The organism is Sphingomonas sp. RS6, assembly GCF_054489705.1.
Genome location: NZ_JBTMWM010000004.1, coordinates 78594 through 100029 on the forward strand (window position 1 = coordinate 78594; position 21436 = coordinate 100029).

Here is a 21436-nt window from a genome sequence, read left to right on the forward strand (position 1 = left end):
AAACGCGTCCGCTACTGTTCTGGTAGAGCAATGCCTCGTGCGGGAGATCGACGAGCGTCAACTCTATGAGATGCTCGTTTCTAATTGATAAGGAAGTGCGGGGTGCAAACGAATAGCGTTCGGCTGACCATCTGAATGGGCTGGGCGGCATGCGCCAGCTCGCTGCGAGCTACCTCCGTCGGGGCAGTGCTTGCGTTTCGCTCGGAACCTGTCACTCAAGCTCGCTGCGGCTCGTGTGGACGCAATATGAAGCGGCAACATGCGCTCCATCTTGTAGAGTTTGACGGTGGACCTATGATCTCCTTGTGAGTGGGGGATCGTCAAACTTTAGCTTTCTTGCGGCGACCGATGATCGCCTCTGGCGTCTGGCCGTACTCGCTGAGCGGTATTTCGTCGATGATGCGCCTACCTCTCTCGCCAAGCTCCGCCTCTTTGCAGAACTGATGGCGAAGGAAATCGCGGCTGCACATGCGTTGCTCCCGCTGGGCAAGCCCAGCTTCGATGACGTGCTGTCCGCGCTGCGTCGAGGCTCGGTGCTGCCGCAGGAAGCGCTCAATATCTTCCACTTTCTCCGCCGCACCGGCAATGCCGCGGTACATGAGAATGCCGGCTCTGCCCGCGAGGCGCTAGCGGGGCTGAAGATCGCCCGCGAACTCGCGATTTGGTATCACAAGGTCTACAACAAGCAGGCCGGCTTCGACCCTGGACCGTTCATTCCACCGTCGCCGCCCGCAGACCCGAGCGCGGACTTACTGAAGGAGCTTGCCGAGCTTCGTAAGGTCGCCGACCAGAGCAAGCATGCGGAAGCGGCTGCGCGTCTCGCTGCGGCCGATGCCGAGGCTGCCCGACGGGAGGCGTTGTTGCTCGCCGGCAAGCGCGAGGAAGAGGCTGCCTTTTGGGAACGCTTCGCGCGGGAGACCGAAGCTAAGGCTAAGGCGGCGGAGACGGCGGTCCTGGCCACGCAGCAGGCGGCCGAAGCCGAACCTGCCGCGGAGCGTGATGTGCTGGCCGCTGCCGCCGCGAAGGTGCCGATCGATCTCGACGAGCGCGACACACGCGTCCTGGTCGACGAGCAGCTGCGCGCGGCGGGGTGGGAAGCGGACAGCGTGCGCCTCGATTACCGCAAAGGCGCGCGCCCCGAATATGGGCGTGCCATGGCAATCGCCGAGTGGCCGACCAAGAGCGGGGATGTCGATTACGCCCTGTTCGTCGATGGCCGCTGCGTCGGCGTGATCGAGGCCAAGCGTCGGCTGAAGGACGTGCCCGGCCATCTTCCCCAGGCTCAGCGCTATGCCCGCGACATCACCCTCGACCCCGACGCACTGCCCCAAGGTGGCCCCTGGATCGACGGCGACGCCCGCTACCGCGTTCCCTTCATCTTCGCCACCAACGGCCGCCCCTATGTAAAGCAGCTGGCGACCAAGTCCGGCATCTGGTTCTGGAATGCGCGCACCGGCGAGGCGCCGCGCGCCATCGCCGAGTGGTTCTCGCCGCAGGATCTGGTCGAGCGCCTCGAGCAGGAAATCGGCGACCCGCTCGCCAAGGTGGCCGAGCGCGAGCTCGGTGTCTCCGGCCTTCGCCCCTATCAGGAGCAGGCGATCACTGCGGTCAACGAGGCGATCGCCGCCGGCCAGCGCGCGATCCTGCTCTCGATGGCGACTGGCACCGGCAAGACCCGGCTTGCCATCGCGCTGATGTACGAGCTGCTGCGCGCCAAGCGCTTCCGCCGTATCCTGTTTCTCGTCGATCGCAGCGCGCTTGGCCGCCAGACGCTCGATGCGATGGCGACGACCGACACCGCCGGCTTCCTGAAGTTCGACCAGGTCTTCCCCGTCGCCGATCTGGAGGCCAAGTTCCCTGAGGCGACAACGCGCGTCCAGGTCGCGACCGTTCAGGCGATGGTCCGCCGCCTGTTCGACGAGAGCAAGGACGGCGAACGCCCGACCCCCGGCACCTACGACCTGATCATCGTCGACGAGGCGCATCGCGGCTACACGCTCGATGCCGAGCTGCGCGAGGAGGATCTCGGCTTCCGCACGCTCGACGACTATCTCTCCGTCTATCGCCGCGTGCTCGACTATTTCGACGCCACCACCGTCGCGCTCACTGCCACGCCGGCGCTGCACACGCGCGAAATCTTCGGCCCGTCGGTGTTCCACTATGGCTATCGCCAGGCGGTGATCGACGGCTATCTGATCGACCATCGCCCGCCGCGCCGCATCACCACCGCGCTCAGCCAGACCGGCATCGTGTTCGACAAGGGTGACGAGGTCTCGGTCTATGATCCCCGGACCGGCGAGCTAAACCTGATCGACTTGCCCGATCAGGTCGATTTCGAAGTCTCCGAGTTCAACAAGAAGGTCTATACCGAAGCGTTCAACCGCGCCGTCGCCCAGGCGATCGCGCTTGAATGCCCGCCGGATCAGCCGGGCAAGACGCTGCTCTTCGCGACCCGCGAGGATCACGCCAATCTGCTGGTCGATGCGCTCAAGCAGGCGTTGCGCGAGGAATATGGCCCGCAGCCCGACGACCTGGTGATGAAGATCACCGGCCGCAACGATCGCCCGCTCGACGACATCAAGAAGTTCAAGAACGATCCCCGCCCCAAATATGTCGTGACGGTGGACCTGCTCACCACCGGCGTGGACGTGCCCGCAATCACCAACCTGGTGTTCGTGCGGCGGGTGAACAGCCGCATCCTCTACGACCAGATGATCGGCCGCGCCACGCGCCGCTGCGACGAAATCGGCAAGGACTATTTCCGCATCTTCGACGCGGTCGAAATCTACGCCAACCTCCAGGACTTTACCGACATGCGCCCGGTCGTCACCGATCCGGCGCTGAGCTTCGCCGAGCTGGTTCGCGATCTCGAACGCGCGCCGACCGAGCCCGATCAGGCGATCGTCCGCGACCAGATCGTGGTGAAGCTGCGCGGCGCGCTCAAGCGGCTCGACGAGGACCGCCGCACCGCGCTGGAGCAGGTGCTGGGCAGCCTGCCGGCGCTGCCAAACCGGCTGAAGGATGCGCCCCCGGCAGACACGCTCGCGCTGTTCCGCCAGCATCCCAAGCTCGCCGCGGTGCTCGACACGCCGACGCGGCGGAACAATGACGGCATCTACGTCTCCGAGCATGACGACGAACTCGTCTCGGTCGAGGATGACTATGGCGACAAGGCCTCGCCCGCCGATTACATTTCGGGCTTCGAGGCCTTCGTCCGCGACAACATGAACGCCGTGCCCGCGCTGATCGCCGCCACCCAGCGCCCGCGCGATCTGACCCGCGCCGAGCTCAAGGAAATCGCCGTGCTGCTCGATGGCCAGGGCTATTCGGAGGCGAGCCTGCGCCAGGCCTATGGCCGCGTCCGCAATGCCGACATCGCCGCGCACATCATCGGCTTCGTCCGCCAGGCAGCGCTTGGCGACCCGCTGGTGCCTTATGCGGTGCGGGTGGAGAATGGCGTGCAGAAGATCCTCGCCGGCCGCGACTGGACGCCGGTGCAGCGCCGCTGGCTGCAGCGCATCGGCCGCGCGCTGAAGGAGCAGCCGGTGGGCGATCCCGCGATGCTCGCCGATCCGCTGTTCGCCCAGAATGGCGGCTTCCCGGTGATCGACCAGCAGTTCGACCACAAGCTGGCCGAGGTGCTGATGGACCTGAACGCCGCCATCTGGGATAGCGGCGCCGCCGCCTGAACGGCCGCATTAGGAGTGACAAGTTGAATCCCGCCAGCGAACTCGTGAACAAGCTGTGGCGCCTGTGCGCGCTGCTGCGCAAGGACGGCATCACCTACCAGCAGTACGTCACCGAGCTGACCTATCTGCTGTTCCTCAAGATGGCGTCCGAGCAGAAGGACGAGGGCAAGATCCCCGAGGCCTATCGCTGGCGCGCGATCACCGCGGCCAACGAGGCCGAGGTGCTGCAGCGCTATCGGCAGGCGCTGGTCGATCTCGGCGATCCGTCCAAGGTCTCCGAACGCTCGGTCGTCGCGATCTTCCAGAACGCCACTACCGTCGTCCGCGAGCCGGCGACGCTGCGCAAGCTGATCGACGCGATCGACGGCCTCCACTGGTTCACCGAAGAGCGCGACGCGTTCGGCGATGCCTATGAAGGCCTGCTCCAGAAGATGGCGGAGGAGACCAAGCGCGGCGCAGGCCAGTATTTCACCCCGCGCGTGCTGATCGACACGATGGTCGCGCTGATGCAGCCCCGGCCGGGCGAGGTGATCCAGGATCCCGCCGCCGGCACTGGCGGCTTCCTGATCGCCGCCGATCGCCACATGCGCGCGGCGACCGACGATTATTTCGAGCTGTCGCCTGCCCAGCAGAAGTTCCAGCTCGGCCAGGCGATCCGCGGCATCGAGAATGTGCCCGACACCTTCCGCCTGCTGCTGATGAACCTGCACCTGCACAAGATCGACCCCGATCATATCGATCTGGGCGACACGCTGTCGCCCAAGGGCAGCGATCCGCGCTTCAAGCAGGCCGATCTGATCCTCTCGAATCCACCCTTCGGCCCGGCGGGCGGGCCGCCGACGCGCGACGACCTGTCGATCACCGATCGCGTCTCGTCCTACCAGCTGCCGTTCGTCGAGCACATCGTCCGCGCGCTGCGGCTGGGTGGGCGCGCGGCGGTGATCGTGCCGGATAACGTTCTGTTCGACGACGGCCGCGGCAAGGCGCTGCGCCAGCGGCTGATGAGCTGGTGCGACCTCCACACCATCCTTCGCCTGCCCACCGGCATCTTCTACGCGCAGGGCGTGAAGACCAACATACTGTTCTTCACCCGCGCCGATGAGGAGGCGCCGCTGGAGGATGCCACGCAAGGCGTGTGGATCTACGACATGCGATCGGGCGCGCCCGCCTATGGCAAGACCAACCCGCTCAAGGAATCGGACTTTGCCGAGTTCGTCGCGGCGTTCGGCGATGATCCGTTCGGCCGCGCACCCCGCACCGATGGCGGCGAAACCGGCCGCTTCCGCCATTTCACCCGCGCCGAGATCGCCGCGCGCGGCGACAATCTCGACATCAGTTGGCTGAAGGACTCGAGCGCCGATGCCGAGGACGGGCTGGACACGCCCGAGGAACTGGCGGCGGCGATCGAGGGCCATCTGCTGGCCGCGCTGGAGGAAGTCGGCGCGCTGGTGGCGGAGCTGGGCGTCGAGGCGGATGCGCCGGTGGTGGAGGAACTGGCGTGACGCTGCCGATGGGGTGGGTTGAGGCGACGGTTGATGACCTTGGTGAGTACCTCAACGGCATGGCCTTCAAGCCGACCGACTGGGCCGAGGAAGGCGTTGGCATCATTCGCATTCAAAATCTGACGGACCTCTCGAAGCCTCTCAACAAGACGAAACGGACTTTCGACGAAAGGTATCGTGTCCGCAAAGGCGACCTGCTCGTGAGCTGGTCGGCTACGCTTGATGCGTTCATTTGGAACCGTGAAGATGCTGTGTTGAATCAGCATATCTTCAAGGTCACGCCATCGGACTGTGTTGACCGGGGTTTCCTGTTTTATCAGCTGCGCGAACTGATTGCGGAGATGGCCGCTTCTGAGCATCTCCATGGCTCAACGATGAAGCACATCAACCGGGGACCGTTTCTCGCACATTCTGCCGCGCTACCCCCGCTCGCAGAACAGTGCCGCATCGTCGCGAAGCTGGACGCGCTGACCGCCCGCCTCGCCCGCGCGCGGGCGGAACTGGATCGGGTGCCGGTGCTGGCCAAGCGACTGCGTGAGACGATTGTGGAGGCTGCATTCTCGCCCGATGACTCGTCGAGCTGGCGCAATTTCAGCCTGGGAGAGCTCGCGGTGGAGGGGCCATCAAACGGTTGGTCGCCCAAAAGTGACGCCGGTGCTCAAGGCGCACTGACGTTGAAGCTTACGGCGACGACCAGTGGCCGCCTCCGCTTGGACGAAGCAGCAGTCAAGCGGATCCACGAGGTGCCGGAGACTGGTTCGAGATATTGGCTGCGACCCGGTGACCTTCTTGTGCAGCGAGCCAATGCGTTGGAGCATGTCGGGGTCAGCGCAATATTCGAAGGGCCGGAGAACACATACATCTATCCTGACCTGATGATGCGCTTGCGCTTCTCAGATCCCAATCTCACGAAGCTGCTTTGGTATCGTATGAACTCGCCGACCATACGCCAGTACATGCGAGATCGCGCGACCGGCACGGCAGGAAATATGCCGAAGATTAGCGGCGGTGTGGTTCGTGAAATCCCTGTTCCACTCCCTGCTAAGCCATGCTGGGCGCCAACGGTGGCGCGTCTCGACTCCGCCTTCGCCCGCGCCGATCGTCTCGAAGCCGAGGCGGCGCGCGCCCGTGCGCTGCTCGTTCGGCTGGAGGCGGCGATCCTCGCCCGGGCGTTCCGGGGCGAGCTGGTGCCGCAGGACCCGGCTGACGAGCCGGCCAGCGTGCTGCTCGACCGCATCCGCGCCGCCCGCGCGGCGGCGCCCAAGGCGAAGCGGGGAAGGAAGGCAAAGGAGCGAGAAAATGCGTAGCGCCGAGTTCCGGGCCTGGCTGAAGCGACGCACCTACAAGGGCCAGCCGCTCAACGACAAGGCGATCACCACCCGCGTCGGTAAGCTGCCGCGGGTCGAGCGGGCACTGGCCGATCTCGGCTTCGACGCGCCCGATCTGGATACGGGCGGGGGTTCAAACGCAGCTACGAGGTTATGTTCAGTCAGCCGCACGCGTTTGACAGCGCTGTTCAAGAGTCATCGGTTGCGCAGGATCGGCGGCCCTTCGCTCCCGTCACTGGGTGGGGCTGAGGTGTAGCTGGCTTGGTATCGCGCTGGTATCGCAAGAACCTCGATTTACCCATCTTTTGGGTCCTTCTTTGCGACCTTCTGACGGTTTTCTGCGGTTTTATCGTACGTGACGCGCATTCGTAATGCGGGGGTCACAGGTTCGAGTCCTGTAAGCGGCACCAGTACATCTAGAGAACATCGATAGAAAACCGCAGAAAACTGGGATAAAATGGGCCTAACGCGGTCCCATATTTTCTCATTATGTTCCGCTGTGGCCCACTCAAAAGGGGCCACGAATCATGGGGCCACGAACGCTTCAGGAGCCGTGGCCCCATGCTTACCGTGGTCCAGATTCGAGCGCTTCAGCGGGCACCCCGGCCCTTCAAGGTTTTCGACTCGGACGGGCTCTATCTGCTCGTTCAACCCAGCGGCGCCCTGCTCTGGCGGTTCCGCTATCGCTGCTGCGGGATCGAGCGGAAGCTGTCGCTCGGCAGCTTCCCCGACGTATCGCTCCAGCAGGCTCGGCGGGCGCGGGACTTGGCGAAGGCCGAGCTCGACGACGGGATCGATCCGGTCGAGGAGAAGCGGCAGAAGCGCCTCCAATCGGAATTGGCGGCGAAGACCACCTTCGAGGTCGTCGCGAAAGAGTATATCGAAAAGATGGAGCGGGAGGGGAAGTCGGCGGCCACCCTCAAGAAGGCGCGCTGGTTTCTGGAACTGCTAGCGGGCATCGCCCGGCGGCCGATCGCGGCGATAACCCCGCACGAGTTGCTCGACGTGCTGAAGCGGGTCGAGCGCCGAGGGCATCATGAAACGCCGGTGCGGCTGCGCTCCTTCGCAGGCCGCGTGTTCCGCTATGGCTTCGCAACGCTACGCACCGAAAAGAACCCGGCGGACATTCTCCGGGGGGCGCTGACCGTACCCCGTGTGAAACATCATGCCGCGATTGTCGAACCGAAGAAGGTGGGGGAGCTACTCCGCGCGATCGAAAATTGTGCCGAGATAATCCAGCGTCACCCGCAGGCGATCGGTGATCCGCTGTTCGACATTGAGCGTCAGGCCGTAATTTTCCTGGTGCTCGCCGGCATCGGGCGGAATCTTGCTGCTGACGGTGTTCTTGTCGAAATCCTGCAAGCCGGCCGCCGTCGGGTTGCTGAAGTCGGTTCCCGGGCGCCATTGCAGATAGCGCACATTGGTCTGCGGCCAGCCAAAGGGCGTGGTCGCCGGCATCGTATAGATCAGCTCGATCGCGCCCGGCTCGGCATCGTCGACCGCAGAGCGCTGGTCGAGCGGATAGTTGGCGAGGCCGGCCGCGACCAGTTCCTGCCGCGAAATGCGGCCGCGATAATCATGGGTGGTATAGCCCAGCTTCGCGTTTTCGGCCGGGCTGGTGCGGGTGTACGAAAAGGTCGCGGTAACGGAACCGCTGGACCAGGCGGTTGCAGCCGTCGCCGTTGCCTGGCGGGTGTCGGCCCCGGTGCTGCTGAATTCGTTGCGGGCGGTGAGCGATAGCCCCTTATAGCCCTTTTTCAGAATGAAATTGACCACGCCGCCCAGTGCGTCGGCGCCATAGATGGCGCTGCCGCCGCCCAGGCTCACCTCGACGCGCTCCACTGCGGCGAGCGGGATGTTGTTGATGTTGGCAAAGCCTTCCTCGATCCCCGCGGCCCCGGCGATACGGCGGCCGTTGACGAGGACGAGCGTGTTCTTGCTCCCGAGCCCGCGAAGGTTCACGCCCGCGACGCCCAGCCCGCCCAGACCGCCGTCGTCGAACTTCACTTCGGTCGACTTGCGATTGTTGAGGCCATAGCCGACCGATGCCTGGTTCTGCGGCAGCGAGCGGATGAAATCCTGGACGTTGGACACGCCGAGCGCCTTGATATCGTCGCTGGTATAGACCTTGACGTCACTGCTGCGATCGTAGCTGCCCAGCCGCGAGCCGGTGACGAGGATTGAATTGCCGTGGCTGTCACCCTCTTGCTTGTCCACCTGCGCCGGCACTTGGGTGGTTACCGGCACCTGGCCGTCGGCATCGGCGGGTTGTTCCTGGACCGGCGTACCGTCTTCGCTGGCGGGATCGGTGCCCGCTACGGTCTGCGCCCAGGCGTCCTGCGCAGCGCAGACGAAGGACGTCACCAGGATGGTACTGACGAATAATGCTGTTCTGATTTTCTGTGCTTGCGACACGACGCTTCCCCTTTTCGGGGGCGTCCGCATCTCGACGGATCGCCCCTCAACCCCGATGGAAATGACAGCGTCGAACGCGAAGCTTGCAATAAGCTTGCAGCGCGCCTGCGGGAAATCCCGTCGGGCCGGCGGCACCATTTGTGCGGGTAAGCATCCTGCAAGCTTCGCGGGCAAAGCCATGCCGCCATGGCCATGGGGCCGGGTGTGCAGGGAAGGAGCGACGATGTTCACGCGACGGATGCTAATGGCGGGGCTGATGATGACGGCGTCTCCGTCGTCGCTGGCGATGGCGCAGGGCACCCCCTCCAGGCCCATGGCCGCCGCTTCCGCGCCCGCCCAGGCCCCCGCAGCCGCCGATTCGATCGACGCGATGCAGCTGCCGTTCGACAAGTTCACCCTGCCCAACGGGCTGACCGTCATCGTCTACCCCGATCATTCGCAGCCCGATGTCCTCGTCTCCATGACCTATCGGGTCGGGTCGAAGGACGAGCCGCGCGGCAAGACCGGCTTCGCGCATCTTTTCGAGCACATGATGTTCCAGGAGACCGAGCATCGCAAAGGCGAGTATTTCACGCCGCTGCGCGAAAGCGGCGCGCTGAACGTCAATGGCAACACGACCACCGATCGCACGCGCTATTTCGAACTCGTCCCCACCAGTGCGCTTGATCTGGCGCTGTGGATGGAGAGCGACCGGATGCAGTATCTGGTCGGCGCGATCGACGCTCAGGCGCTCGACGGGCAGCGCGCGGTGGTGAAGAACGAGAAGCGCCAGTCGGAAACCGGTGCCAGCGCGGCGCAGACGGAAGCCTTTCTGGCCGCCATGTATCCGGCCGCACATCCCTATTCGCACACCGTGATCGGGTCGATGCGCGATCTGGACAATACCAGCGTCGAGGATGTCCGCACCTGGTTCGACACCTATTACGGTGCCTCCAATGCCATATTGGTGCTGGCGGGCGACATCGATCCGGCCACGGCGCGCGAGAAGGTCGCTCATTATTTCAAGGATGTGCGGCCCGGACAGCAGGTACAGCAGATCGCCCGATGGGTGCCCGTGCTCACCAGCCCGCGGCGGCTCAAATTCGTCGGCAAGCTACCGAACGTCCAGCTCAGCCGCACCTGGCCCGTACCGAGCGGCGACGATAGGGACGGCGTTCTGCTGGATGCCTTTGCCGCGGCGATATCCGGCGCGCCGGATCGCCCGCTGAACCAGGCGCTGGTCGAGCATGGCGGGCCAGCGCTCGGCGTAAACGCCCATTTCGACGACGCGCAGGTGAACGCCACCTTCACGATCGACGTCGATGTGAAGCCGGGCGCTGACCTGGCCGACGTGAACCGCAGGCTGGACGCGGCAATGGCGAAGCTGTTGCGCGACGGGCCGGACCCGGTGGCACTGCGCCAGAATATCAACATCAAGGACAATATGCTGCTCGAAAGCTTTCCCCGCCATCGAACGGGCGACGCTTGCCAATGGCGCGCGGATCGTCGTCCTGCGCCGGCCCAGGCTGCCGCTGGTAGAAGTCGCGTTCGTATTCAACACGGGCAAATATATCGACCGCGCCTATCCGCACGGGCTGGCCAATTCGACCTTCAGCAGCCTGTTCGGCGGCAGCGCGCAATATCCGCAGGGCAAGATCGAGGCCCGAATGCGCGAACTGGCCCTGTTTCCCAGCGTGACCGGGGGCGAACGGCGCAGCACGGTGGCGTTTTCCACCACCAGCGCCGGCCTGTCGGAGGCGACGGCCTTTGTTGCCGAGGTGTTGCGCAAGCCCGCCTTCCCGCAGAAGAAGATCGACGACTATCTGCGGCAGGTCGACCAGACCTATGACGCCTATGAACGCAACCCCGCAGGATCGCAGGACGCGCTGTTCAACCGCGCGCTATGGGGTGCGGACCATCCCAACGGGCTGATCGAGGATCGGGTCCAGGCGAAACAGCTGTCGCGCGACGCGATGCTCGCCTTTTATCGCAACGAAGTCGCGCGGGCGAACATGACGGCCTATTTCGTCGGCGACATCACGCTCGATCAGGCGCGCGACCTGGTCGGTAAGCATTTCGCCGGCTGGCACGCCGATGCCAGGCCCGCGCTTCCCGCCCCGACGCCCGCGCCCCGGCCCACCGGCGCGCGCGTGATCCTGATCGACGTTCCAGGTGCGGAACAGAGCCATGTCATGGCCGGGCGGCTGATCGCGCCCTGGGAACCGCGCCGCGCGATGACCGAACAACTGGCCAATGGCGCGCTGGGCGGCAGCTTCACCGGCCGCATCAACATGGACCTGCGCGAGGACAAGGGCTGGACCTATGGCACCTATTCGCGACTCGGCATTTCCGCCGAAGCGCAGCGCACCTTCTATGTTTCGGGATCGATCCAGACCGACAGCACCGCCGCCGCGATCCAGGAAATCATCAGGAACATTCGCGAATTCACCACAACCAAACCGATGACCGCGCATGAACTGGAAGTCGAGCGCAACGCGCTGCTGAAAAAGGTTGAAACGGGGCTGTCGTCGAACCAGGCATATCTGTCGGTCCTGCTCGATGCCGACAATCGCCACCTTCCGCTCGATTTCGTCCGCACGGTCCCGGCGATCGTGAAAGGCATTTCGCTGGACGACGCCAACGCACTGGCGCGCGAGACCTTCCGCACCGACGATTTCGTGTGGACGATCGCCGGCGACCTCAAGAAGGTGGAAGCAAGCATCCGTGCGCTGAACCTGGGAACGGTGGAAGTGCAGGACGTCTATGGCCACCGTATCCGGTGATCCGCAGGGGGGCGCAGCGGCTTCCGCACAGCAACGCGAGATCGCCAGCTTGTTCCTGGCGTTTGCGCGCCGCTCGTGTAGGAATTCCATGTGATCCATTTCCGCCAAGCCCTGCTGCAGGTGCCGCCTGGCTGGTGCTGGTGCTGATCGCCCAGACGCTGGCCAATGTGGGGATCAACCAGGCGATCCCGGTCGACCAGGGCACCGAAATCGCGCTGGCCCAGCGCGAGGCCGTCAACCACGCCTGGGACATTCCGCGCGAGGCGACGATGCAGCGTTTCTACGCCGCGCATCCCGAATGGGCGGATTCGCCGCCGCTCGGGCCGCAATTCCACTACAAATGGTATTTCGCCTTCCACCAGAATGGCGACGAAAGCGTCGCGGCGCGCGTGCGCGCCTATCGGGCAGGGCTGGAACGGCGCGACGCGGCGGGTCGCGCGCTTGGCTGGGTGCTGCCGTCGGTGGGCGTGCAGGCGCTGCTGTCCAGGCTGGCCCATACCGATCTCGCTGCCCAGCTTTCCTATCAGGATCGGATCCGGGCGTTCCACGCGCGTCTGCGCGCCTTTTATTACGGTTATCTGTTCCGGGATCGGCCGTTCGGGAAAGCAGATTTCGAACGGGCGCCGAGCTTCTCGGCGGGCGATCCGGCGATGGACAAGGCGCCGTCCGCCACGACGCGCTAGAGCATTTTCAAGTTGACCGTTTACGGTCAACGACTCGGAAAATGCGGCAATCAAACACGTGGAGCGTTTTCGCCCATGGTGAAAACGCGCTAGCGTCGCCGAACGGCGAGAGCGTCTTCACCGAAGGTGAAAGCGCTCTGGCAGGCTGCGGAACGGGCGCCCGGCCTATCGCCGGCCGGGCATCCGCAGGGCGGCGGCAAGCACATGAAGGGTTGGCGAGCGCTGACCGCCCTCCAGCTCGAGTTCGCGCAGGGCGATGGCGGATAGCGCACGGCGCAGCGCATCCCGTCGGCCGCCGGATTCGAGCCCGCGCATCTTCCGGTACAATCCGATCGCACGCCGGCGCAGCAACCTGCGACTGGTCGAAACGCTGGCGGGCAGCACCAGCCAGTAGGTGACGGCGGCGATGGTGACGCCGGCGATGATCGCGGCGCCGATCGCCATCGTCGTGCCGAACGGTTCGGCAGGGGTCAGCGGGCGCGCGGTCAGCAGGAACGTCATGTTCAGGTCAATGGCCAGCTTGCCGGTCGGGCGAAGGCGCATCAGCACGGCGCCCAGGAACAGTACCGGAAAAAGCCCGAGCAGCGCCCACAGCGGATCGCCGGACATGGTCGAAAGCGCGAAGCGAAACACCAGCCCCAGCAGCGCACCGCAGAGACAGCCGGCCAATGCGTGGAGCAAGGCCCGATTCCCCTGCGCATGGCTCGAGAACAGCGAAGCGAACAGCACCGCCGCCACCGTCATCATCGCGCCGAAGGGCCAGTTCAGCCCCAGCCAGAGCACCGATGCCAGCGCGATGGCAAGCATCGGCCGAAGCGCGGCGCGCAGCGTGCGCCCGGGCGAAAGCGTGGATCGGAACCAGTCCCAGGAAAGCCCCGCATCGGGCGAATCGATCGCCGCGCGCAACTCGGCCAGCAGCACGGCAGTTTCGCCGCACTCGCCTTCCTGCATCGGCCGGCGGCGGGCAAGCAACGCAACCAGCAATGGCGCCACGCGATGCACCGTTCGGGCAGTACGTCGCCCGGCGGCAGAACCGGCGGCCAGGTCGTCGGCCTCGCGATGCAACGCCGCGATCGCGATCAACAGGGCATTCCTCGATTCCGCGGGCGCCCCGGCCACGGCGTCCAGCGTTCGCGCCACCAGATCATCGAGCCGCGCCTCCAGCGGCACGGTTTCGCGGCGGGGCCCCAGCCCGAACGCCACGATGGAAGAGCACACAATGCCGATGATCGTGCACAAGATGCGATCCAGCGCCACGTCCCCGCTCGCGCCCGGCGATGCGCCGAGGGCGAACAGGACCACGATCGCCGCCGAATAGCCCGACAGCACGAAGGTATAGGTACGGAAGTGGCGGAACAGGCTGCCCCCGGCCGCACAGATGCCCACCCACAGGGTCAGCGCTGTCAAGGTCGGGAGCGGCGCGCCTTTCAGCCACAGCAGCATCGCTTCGCCCGCTGCCGCGCCGATCACCGTCCCGCTGAGGCGTGCGACGACCCGCTCCAGCAACAGTCCGCGGCTCGGCTGCGCGACCAGCCACACCGTCATGCCGGCCCACCAGGGGTGATGCAGCCCCGCCAGCCAGGCGACGGCCATCCCGAGCAGGGCCGCCAGCGTGGTATGCGCTGCAAACCGCAATGGTTCGCCGGCGCCGCCCAGCCGGTTGTCGGGGAAACCTCGCCTGCTATGGAGCATGGAACAGGCGGCCGATGGTGGCGTCGCGGGGCAAGGCATGGCAACGGCGGACAAGGTACTTTCGATCCTGGGGCTCTTCACGATCGAGCAGCCGAAATGGACGGTCGATGCGATCGCCTCCACCCTCGGCCTGTCGGGCAGCACCGCCTATCAATATGTCGGCAGCCTGGTGAATGCAGGGCTGCTGACCTCGGACAAGAGCGGAAGATATACCATCGGCCCGGCGGTGATCGAAATGGATCGGCTGATGCGCCGGTTCGATCCGCTGATTCACGAGGCACAGGTGCCGCTTCGCACGCTGGTGGATGCCACGGAAGGCGATGCGATCGGGCTGCTGTGCCGGGTCTACCGGTTGCGGGTGATGTGCGTCGACCAGATCGTCCGGCATGCGCCCGAAACGGCGATCAGCTACGAGCGCGGGCGCCCGATGCCGCTGACGCGCGGTGCCGCGTCCAAGTCGATCCTGGCGCATCTCGGCACGCGAACGCTGCGCCGCTTCTACGATTCCGATCCCGCGGGCGTGGCCGCCGCCGGGCTGGGCGATGGATGGGAAGCGTTCCGGCGCACGATGCGCCAGATGCGCAAGGCCGGCGTGCTGGTAACGTTGGGGGAACTGGATCCCGGCATGATGGGCATCTCGGCGCCGGTGTTCGATGGACAGGGCGACGTGCTGGGATCGATCGGTCTGGTGGTGCCCGCCCACCGCTATCCGCAGGGCGGCCCCGCGCTGAACAAGGCCGAGGCCGCCGTGGCCGAAGCCGCGGCGACCCTGACGGACGCGCTCGCCGCGGCCTGAGCAACAAGGGCAGCGCACCCGATCCGCTTCAGAACGGATAGGCGTGTGGCGTTTCCTGCACCGTCACCCAATGGTCGGTGGTGAATTCGGAAACGATCCAGTCGCCGTTGAACCTGCCCAGCCCGCTGTTCTTTTCGCCGCCGAACATGTTGAACGGGCTGTCCTGAACCGAGATGTCGTTGACGTGCGTCATCCCCGCCTCGATCCGGCGGGCCAGCCGCATGCCGCGCGCGGTGTCGCGCGTGAAGATGGCGCTCGACAGTCCATATTCGGTGGCGTTCGCCAGCCGGATCGCCTCTTCCTCGTCGCGGGCGCGGATGATCGGCGCAACCGGCGCGAACTGTTCCGCCTGGGCGAAGGCGCTGTCGTTCGCCACGCCCGAGAAGATATGCGGCGGCACCACCAGTCCCTGTGCCTCGCCGCCCAGATGCTCGGTAAAGCCGGCCTCCCGCGCGGCGGCGATGTTGCGCAGCGCCGCGTCGCGCTGCCGGGCGTTGATCAGCGGCCCGATCACCGTTTCCGGGTCTGCCGGATCGCCGACCTTGAACCCACGGACATGCGCGGTGAAGCGCTCGACAAAGGCATCGTGCAGCGTCGCGTCGACGATGATGCGATTGCCGCTCATGCAGATCTGGCCGTTGTGCAGGAATCGCGCAAACGCCGCCGCCTGCACCGCCAGGTCGAGATCGGCATCGTCCAGCACGACGATCGGCGCATTGCCGCCGAGTTCCAGCCCGACATGCTTCAGCTTGCCGCCGCTCATCGCCAGGCTGGCGATATGCTTGCCGACGCGCGTCGATCCGGTGAAGGAGATCAGCTTCGGCACCGGGTGCAGCGTGAAGGCGTCGCCGATATCGGCCACGTCCCCGACGACGACGTTGAGGAGACCGGCGGGGATGCCGGCCTCCTCATATATCTTCGCCAGCAGGATGCCGCCGGTCACCGGCGTGTCGTCCGCCGGCTTCACGACCACGCCGTTGCCCAGCGCGAGCGCGGGCGCGATCGAGCGGTGCGACAGGTGCATCGGGAAGTTCCACGGACTGATCACGCCGATCACGCCCAGCGGCTCGCGAAACACGAAGCTCTGCTTGCCGGGCGTGTCGATCGGCATGATCTTGCCTTCCACCCGATAGGGCAGCGACATCGCCTCCAGCGCGCCGGCCCGCACCGAGCTCCACTCGATCGTCGCCTTGAGCAGCGTCGATCCCGATTCGCGGACGATCCAGCCGATAATCTCGTCCTTGCGCGCGTCCAGCACGCGCACGACGCGCTGGAACAAGGCACTTCGGTCTGCCGGTGACGTATGCCGCCACGCCTTCTGCGCATGTTCCGCGGCGGCGAACGCGTCGTTCAGATCGTCGATCGTCGCCAGCGGAATCTGGTTGAGCAGGGTGGCGTCATACGGATTGTGGTTGTCCAGCAGCTTGCCGGAACGGCCCTGTCGCCAGCGGCCGTCGATAAATTGCTGGTCCAGCCCTTCATAGGCTGCGGGGGAAGACATCAATGGATTCCTTGTTGGGCTCTCAAGATCAGCCGCGTCCGGCCAGCGCGGTATCCGGCAGCCAGTTGCCATGCAGGCTCATGCGCATCCGCACCGGCAGCTTGACGCGGGCGATCGGGCCTTTCTCCAGCGACAGCGCTTCCAGGATCACCAGTTCGGTCGTGTAGCTCTCCAGATGGTTGACCAGGGCGAGGACATAGCCGTCGCCTTCCGGCGCATCGGGCGACCGCGGCACGAAGGTCGGCTCCTGGAAGCATTCCGCATCGCCGGGGAACCAATGCTGCACCGCGCCGGTCACGACATCCACATGCACCAGCAGGTTGAAGAACTGCCACGGCGGCGGGCCGCAGCGGTCGGTCGCGAAGCGGCTGATGTCGCAGCCAAGCATGATGCCGTGGCGATAGGGCCGGCCGACGAAACGGTCGTCGCAACGGGGAAATTCGCACGGCGCATCCATCAGCGTCGTCATGCCGGCGACGTTGCTGTTCGAACCCAGGTCGAAGGTCCAGCGGGTGAGCTGGAAATGCAGCGTCTCGGGTGACGGCGAATAACCGTCGGCGGTGGGGAAGAAATAGAACAGGTTCCCGTCGACGCAGGGCGTGTCGACATGGATGCGATCGCCCTCCTCGAAGGCGTTCAGCACATGCGCCTGGAAACAGTTCGGGCCCCGGAACCAGCGCAGGTCGGAACCGTCGCCGTCGCGCCGCATCACGCCGAATTCATATCCCAGGTCGGGCTGCCATTCGAAATGGTTTCCGCCCGCCTTGATGCGCTCCAGGTCGGCGGTCGCGGGCAGAACCGGGAACACCACATACTGTTCGGTCACGGCGAAATCGTGGATCATTCCCGCGAACGGCGCCTTGATCCATATCTCGCGCACAAGGCGCCCCTGCGGCGTGAATTCGTAATAGACCACGTCGGTGGTGCCGATGCCGCCGGCCTCATATCCGAACGCCTGCAGGTTGCCGGTGGCGGGATCGAACTTGGGATGGGCGGTGAACGTCGTGTTACCGATCTGGCCGTCGGCGTTCCAGATGCCCAGCGTCTCCAGCGTCACCGGATCCATCGCATAGGGCAGGCTGTCTTCCTTCAGCGCCAGCAACAGGCCGTTGAAGGGGACGATGTTGGTATTGGCGGTGCTCGGGCTCAGCCCATGGACCGAGGGGTCGTCGGTAAACGGATTGCGGTACTTGCCGTGCAACGAACGGCGGGCGGCGCGCTGCGCCTTCACCCGGTCCGTTTCAACATAGCGCCGCTGGAAATCGACATGGCCGTTCTGGAATCGAAAGGCCGTGATGGCGCCGTCGCCGTTGAAGTAAATGTCGTCGCCCAGCATCGGCGGGTACAGCGCATCAGGCGCAACCTGCACGAATCGGCCGGACAAGGATGCGGGAATCTCACCGACGACCTCAAGATCGCGCACACCGCCTTCGAACCGCGACGGCGTGTACAGCGGACCGGTGAAATCGGGCGTTTCGGGAAAAAGCAACTTCATAACCCTCTCCTAGCTGGCGCGGAGACTGAGTCCGCTCCCCTGCGATTCCCGATGTAGCGCCGATCGGGGTAATTGACAACATTTTTCCAGCATAATAGGAATTATGTAGATTTTACGGCCCCGGATGCGGTTCCGGCGCCAAGGGAGGATGCGATGCCGACATTTCCTGACAATCGTTGGGGACGCCCGCGCGCCAGCCTGGTCGCACGGCTGCACCATCTGGAGATCGGCTGTGCGGACCCGCAGCGCAGCGCAGCCTTTTACGGCCAGGCGCTTGGCTGCACGATCGAAGCCGATGGCGATGGTTTCATCGTCCGGGGCCCCGATCGCCTGCTCGTGCTCCGGCCCGGCGCGCCCAAATCGCTGCTCGCCGCCGCCTTCGCGCTGCCCGATGCCGGGGAGCTGGAGCGGTTGCGCGTCCGCCTGGAGGATGCGGGCCATCCCCTTGTGCGCGGTCCGCACCGGCTGTTCGGCGACTCGATCACGGTCGCCGATCCGGACGGGAACCGGTTCGTCTTCGGGCTCGCCGACTCGGCCGGCGCAAGCGAGGAAGCCGATGGCGCGACGCCCCCGGCGCGGTTGCAGCATGTCGTGATGGCCAGCCGCGATCCGGCGCGGGTGACGCGCTTCTTCACGGATATACTGGGCTTCACGCTGTCGGACGACGTGCTCGACGATCAGGGCGGCGTGCGCACCTCGTTCCTGCGCTGCAGCGACGAACATCATAGTTTCGCGGTCTTCCTGGCTGCCGAAAACCGGTTCGACCATCATTGCTACGAGACATCGGACTGGAACGCGATTCGCGACTGGGCCGATCATCTCGCGGACCTGCGCATCCCGATCCAATGGGGTCCGGGCCGCCACGGGCCGGGCAACAACCTGTTCCTGTTCGTCCACGATCCCGACGGGAACTGGGTCGAAATCTCCGCCGAGCTCGAGATCGTCCGGCACGACCGGCCGGTCGGCAAGTGGCCGCACGAACAACGCACGTTGAACAGCTGGGGGCAGGGGCTCCTGCGCAGCTGAACCGCCCATCACCCATCGGAGTAGAACATATGAAATTGGCGAGTTTCACGGTTTCGGGCCGTGCGAGCTATGGCGTCGTCGATGGCGACACGCTCTTCGACGTTGGCGCCGTGCTCGCGGATCGCTATCCGGATCTGAAGGCGCTGATCGCGGCCGACGCGGTGGCGGCGGCGCAGGCGGCGGTGGCGACCAGCGACGCGCTTGCCTTGGCGGAAGTCGCGCTGCTGCCGGTCATCCCGAATCCCGGCAAGATCTTCTGCGTCGGCCATAATTACGAGACGCATCGTCAGGAAACCGGGCGCGACAAGACCGAACACCCGTCGATCTTCACCCGCTTCGCCGATAGCCAGACGGCGCATGGCGCGCCGATCCTGCGGCCGCGCGTCTCCACCATGCTCGATTTCGAAGGCGAACTGGCGGTGGTGATCGGCAAGGGCGGCCGTTCCATTCCGGCGGGCGACGCGCTCGGCCACGTCGCCGGCTATGCCTGCTACAACGATGCCTCGGTACGCGACTGGCAGTGGCATACCCGCCAGTTCACGCCGGGCAAGAATTTCCCCGGTACCGGCAGCTTCGGGCCGTGGCTGGTGACCGCGGACGAGATTCCGGATCCGAGCGTGCTGTCGGTGACGACGCGGCTGAACGGCACCGTGGTGCAGTCGCAACCTACCGCCGACATGCTGTTCCCGATCCCGACGATCATCGAATATCTGTCCGCCTTCACCCCGCTTTCGGCGGGCGACGTCATTGTTTCCGGCACGCCGGGCGGCGTGGGTGCCAAGCGCCAGCCGCCGCTGTGGATGAAGGCCGGCGACGTGGTCGAGATCGACATTCCGGGCGTCGGCCTGCTGGTCAATACCGTGCAGGACGAGGCGTGATGCATGCCCGTCCCGATAGTGCCGTCCACGATCACTATCCGGTGGTCGTGGTCGGCGCCGGCCCCACCGGGCTGACGCTCGCCAACCTGCTGTCGCGCTATGGCACCCGCGCCTTGCTCGTCGAACGCAACCCGACAACGGTGCAGGAGCCGCGCGCCGTGTCGATCGACGACGAGGCGCTGCGCACGATGCAGGCGGCCGGCATCATCGATGCGGTGCTACCCGATATCGTTGCCGGTTATGGTTCCGAATACCTCTCCCCCCGCCGGCACATGTTCATGAAGGTGGAACCGACCGCCCGCCCCTATGGCTATCCGCGCCGGAACGCCTTTCGCCAGCCGCGGTTCGAGGCGACGCTGCGCCGGACGCTGGAGGGATCGGCCACGGTCGATACGCTGTTCGGCCATGCGCTCGCTTCGTTCGATCAGGATGCCGATGGCGTCACGCTCGTACTCGAAAGCGTCGACGGGCAGCGGCGCACGGTCCGCTGCGATTATCTGGTCGCCGCCGATGGTGCGCGCAGTAGCATCCGCACCAGCCTGGGCCTGGTGCTTGATGGCGAAACCTTCTCCGAACAATGGCTGATCATCGATCTGGAGGATTCGCCGGCGCCGAGCCGCAACACCATCGTGTTCTGCGATCCGGATCGCCCGTGCATCGCCTTGCCAGGACCCAACACCACCCGCCGGTTCGAATTCAAGCTGTTGCCCGGCGAACAGCCGGAACACGCAACCGACGAGGCTTTCGTCGAGCGCCTGCTCGCCGATCATGGCGCGGCACCGGGGAGCCGGATCTGCCGCAAGGCGGTCTATACCTTTCATGCTCGCCTCGCCCCCCGCTGGTCGGTGGACCGGGTGTTCCTTGCAGGGGATGCCTGCCATCTGACGCCGCCCTTCGCGGGACAGGGCATGAACAGTTGCATCCGCGATGCGCACAATCTCGCCTGGAAACTGGCCTGGGTGACGCGCGGAACGCTGCCGGCCAATCTGCTGGGCACCTACGAGCGCGAACGGCGTGACCATGTCCGCGAGATGATCCAGCTGGCATTGCGTATGGGCCGCATCATGGGCCCGCGCAACCACAGCACAGGCTTCGCTACGCGCGCGCTGTTCCACCTGCTCGGCCTTTGGCCGGCGGCGCGCGAATATTTCGCACAGATGAAGTACAAGCCCGCCCCGCGCTTTGCCGAGGGATTCCTGATCCCCGATGGCGATGGCGCTCGAAAGACGATCGTCGGGCGGCTGCTGCCCCAGCCGATCGTCGAAACGGCAATGGGCGAGCAGGTCCTGCTCGATACCTTGCTGGGCGACGGATTCGCCCTTCTCGGCATCGGCAGCGCCGCGGCGTCCCTGCCGGAAATCGCATCGCTGCCTGCCTTCGCCGTGCTGAAGCCGGCATTGATCGGCCTGCATGATAGCACCACGGCCATGGAAATGAGCGGCGTGCGACAAGTCCTCGATGCAGCGGGGACGCTGCGCAACGCCGCCGGCAATCGCGACCGGGTGTTGCTGATCCGCCCGGACCGGTACGTCCTCGCCGCGTTCACCCCTGCGCAGGCGGCGACTCTGGCCAGCCAGCTTTATGCCCTGGGCATCGCCCAAGGCGTGGACGCACGGGATCAGGAGGTCGAATTAGCCGCCTAATAACCCACAATATTCCATCCATACCG

The 21436-nt window shown here is 65.4% G+C and carries 13 protein-coding genes, 1 tRNA gene and 3 pseudogenes; 13 read left to right on the forward strand and 4 right to left on the reverse strand.

From position 1 onward, the window contains the following. Nucleotides 1-305 precede the first annotated feature (305 nt). From hsdR to ACX40Y_RS09630, 6 genes and pseudogenes are all read left to right on the forward strand, one after another. Nucleotides 306-3689: a type I restriction-modification system endonuclease gene (hsdR, locus tag ACX40Y_RS09605; RefSeq protein ID WP_459119337.1), complete on the forward strand. Its 3384-nt coding sequence runs from the start codon at nucleotides 306-308 to the stop codon at nucleotides 3687-3689. 23 nt (nucleotides 3690-3712) lie between these two features. Further along, nucleotides 3713-5191 (forward strand): class I SAM-dependent DNA methyltransferase, encoded by a 1479-nt coding sequence (locus ACX40Y_RS09610; protein WP_459119338.1) that lies wholly within the window; start codon nucleotides 3713-3715, stop codon nucleotides 5189-5191. After that, entirely contained in the window at nucleotides 5188-6498 is a 1311-nt protein-coding gene (locus tag ACX40Y_RS09615; RefSeq protein ID WP_459119339.1) for a restriction endonuclease subunit S, read from the forward strand. Before ACX40Y_RS09610 ends, ACX40Y_RS09615 begins: the two co-directional genes overlap by 4 nt. After that, nucleotides 6491-6775 carry a hypothetical protein gene (locus ACX40Y_RS09620; protein ID WP_459119340.1) on the forward strand — a complete coding sequence of 95 codons (285 nt, stop codon included), beginning with the start codon at nucleotides 6491-6493 and terminating at the stop codon, nucleotides 6773-6775. The genes ACX40Y_RS09615 and ACX40Y_RS09620 overlap by 8 nt, the downstream gene beginning before the upstream one ends. An 84-nt stretch (nucleotides 6776-6859) precedes the next feature. Then, nucleotides 6860-6929 (forward strand) — tRNA-Ser (locus tag ACX40Y_RS09625). A 151-nt stretch (nucleotides 6930-7080) separates the two neighbouring features. Further along, a pseudogene (locus ACX40Y_RS09630) lies at nucleotides 7081-7647 on the forward strand (tyrosine-type recombinase/integrase); the annotation flags it as partial. A 72-nt stretch (nucleotides 7648-7719) separates the two neighbouring features. On the opposite strand, the gene ACX40Y_RS09635 reads toward ACX40Y_RS09630, so the two are convergent. Beyond that, entirely contained in the window at nucleotides 7720-8883 is a 1164-nt protein-coding gene (locus ACX40Y_RS09635; RefSeq protein ID WP_459119341.1) for a TonB-dependent receptor plug domain-containing protein, read from the reverse strand. A 421-nt stretch (nucleotides 8884-9304) separates the two neighbouring features. Here ACX40Y_RS09635 and ACX40Y_RS09640 point away from each other — a divergent pair. The 3 genes and pseudogenes from ACX40Y_RS09640 to ACX40Y_RS09650 all read left to right on the forward strand — a co-directional run. Then, nucleotides 9305-10324 (forward strand): annotated as a pseudogene (locus ACX40Y_RS09640) (M16 family metallopeptidase); the annotation flags it as partial. A gap of 121 nt (nucleotides 10325-10445) precedes the next feature. Beyond that, nucleotides 10446-11696 (forward strand): M16 family metallopeptidase, encoded by a 1251-nt coding sequence (locus ACX40Y_RS09645; protein WP_459119551.1) that lies wholly within the window; start codon nucleotides 10446-10448, stop codon nucleotides 11694-11696. Between the two features lie 128 nt (nucleotides 11697-11824). Next, a pseudogene (locus ACX40Y_RS09650) lies at nucleotides 11825-12379 on the forward strand (DUF3526 domain-containing protein); the annotation flags it as partial. Nucleotides 12380-12544: 165 nt separating this feature from the next. Here the strand turns inward: ACX40Y_RS09650 and ACX40Y_RS09655 are convergent. Next, a complete protein-coding gene (locus ACX40Y_RS09655) occupies nucleotides 12545-14071 on the reverse strand; it encodes an FUSC family protein (protein WP_459119342.1) in 1527 nt (508 codons plus the stop codon). Between the two features lie 37 nt (nucleotides 14072-14108). On the opposite strand from ACX40Y_RS09655, the gene ACX40Y_RS09660 reads away from it, so the two are divergent. Beyond that, entirely contained in the window at nucleotides 14109-14867 is a 759-nt protein-coding gene (locus tag ACX40Y_RS09660) for an IclR family transcriptional regulator (RefSeq protein ID WP_459119343.1), read from the forward strand. A gap of 28 nt (nucleotides 14868-14895) precedes the next feature. On the opposite strand, the gene ACX40Y_RS09665 is transcribed toward ACX40Y_RS09660, so the two are convergent. Together ACX40Y_RS09665 and ACX40Y_RS09670 are read right to left on the reverse strand one after the other, a co-directional pair. Further along, entirely contained in the window at nucleotides 14896-16368 is a 1473-nt protein-coding gene (locus ACX40Y_RS09665; RefSeq protein ID WP_459119344.1) for an aldehyde dehydrogenase family protein, read from the reverse strand. A gap of 28 nt (nucleotides 16369-16396) precedes the next feature. After that, nucleotides 16397-17863: a carotenoid oxygenase family protein gene (locus ACX40Y_RS09670; protein WP_459119345.1), complete on the reverse strand. Its 1467-nt coding sequence runs from the start codon at nucleotides 17861-17863 to the stop codon at nucleotides 16397-16399. Nucleotides 17864-18016: 153 nt separating this feature from the next. Between ACX40Y_RS09670 and ACX40Y_RS09675 the strand changes: the two genes are divergently transcribed. The 3 genes from ACX40Y_RS09675 to ACX40Y_RS09685 are packed head-to-tail and all read left to right on the forward strand — an operon-like array spanning nucleotide 18017 to nucleotide 21410. Then, nucleotides 18017-18889 carry a VOC family protein gene (locus ACX40Y_RS09675; protein ID WP_459119346.1) on the forward strand — a complete coding sequence of 291 codons (873 nt, stop codon included), beginning with the start codon at nucleotides 18017-18019 and terminating at the stop codon, nucleotides 18887-18889. Nucleotides 18890-18918: 29 nt separating this feature from the next. Continuing rightward, on the forward strand, nucleotides 18919-19767 hold the full coding sequence (locus ACX40Y_RS09680; protein ID WP_459119347.1) for a fumarylacetoacetate hydrolase family protein: 849 nt from the start codon (nucleotides 18919-18921) through the stop codon (nucleotides 19765-19767). Then, nucleotides 19767-21410, forward strand: a complete 1644-nt coding sequence (locus tag ACX40Y_RS09685) for a bifunctional 3-(3-hydroxy-phenyl)propionate/3-hydroxycinnamic acid hydroxylase (protein WP_459119348.1) — start codon at nucleotides 19767-19769, stop codon at nucleotides 21408-21410. The genes ACX40Y_RS09680 and ACX40Y_RS09685 overlap by 1 nt, the downstream gene beginning before the upstream one ends. The last annotated feature ends 26 nt before the right edge of the window (nucleotides 21411-21436 follow it).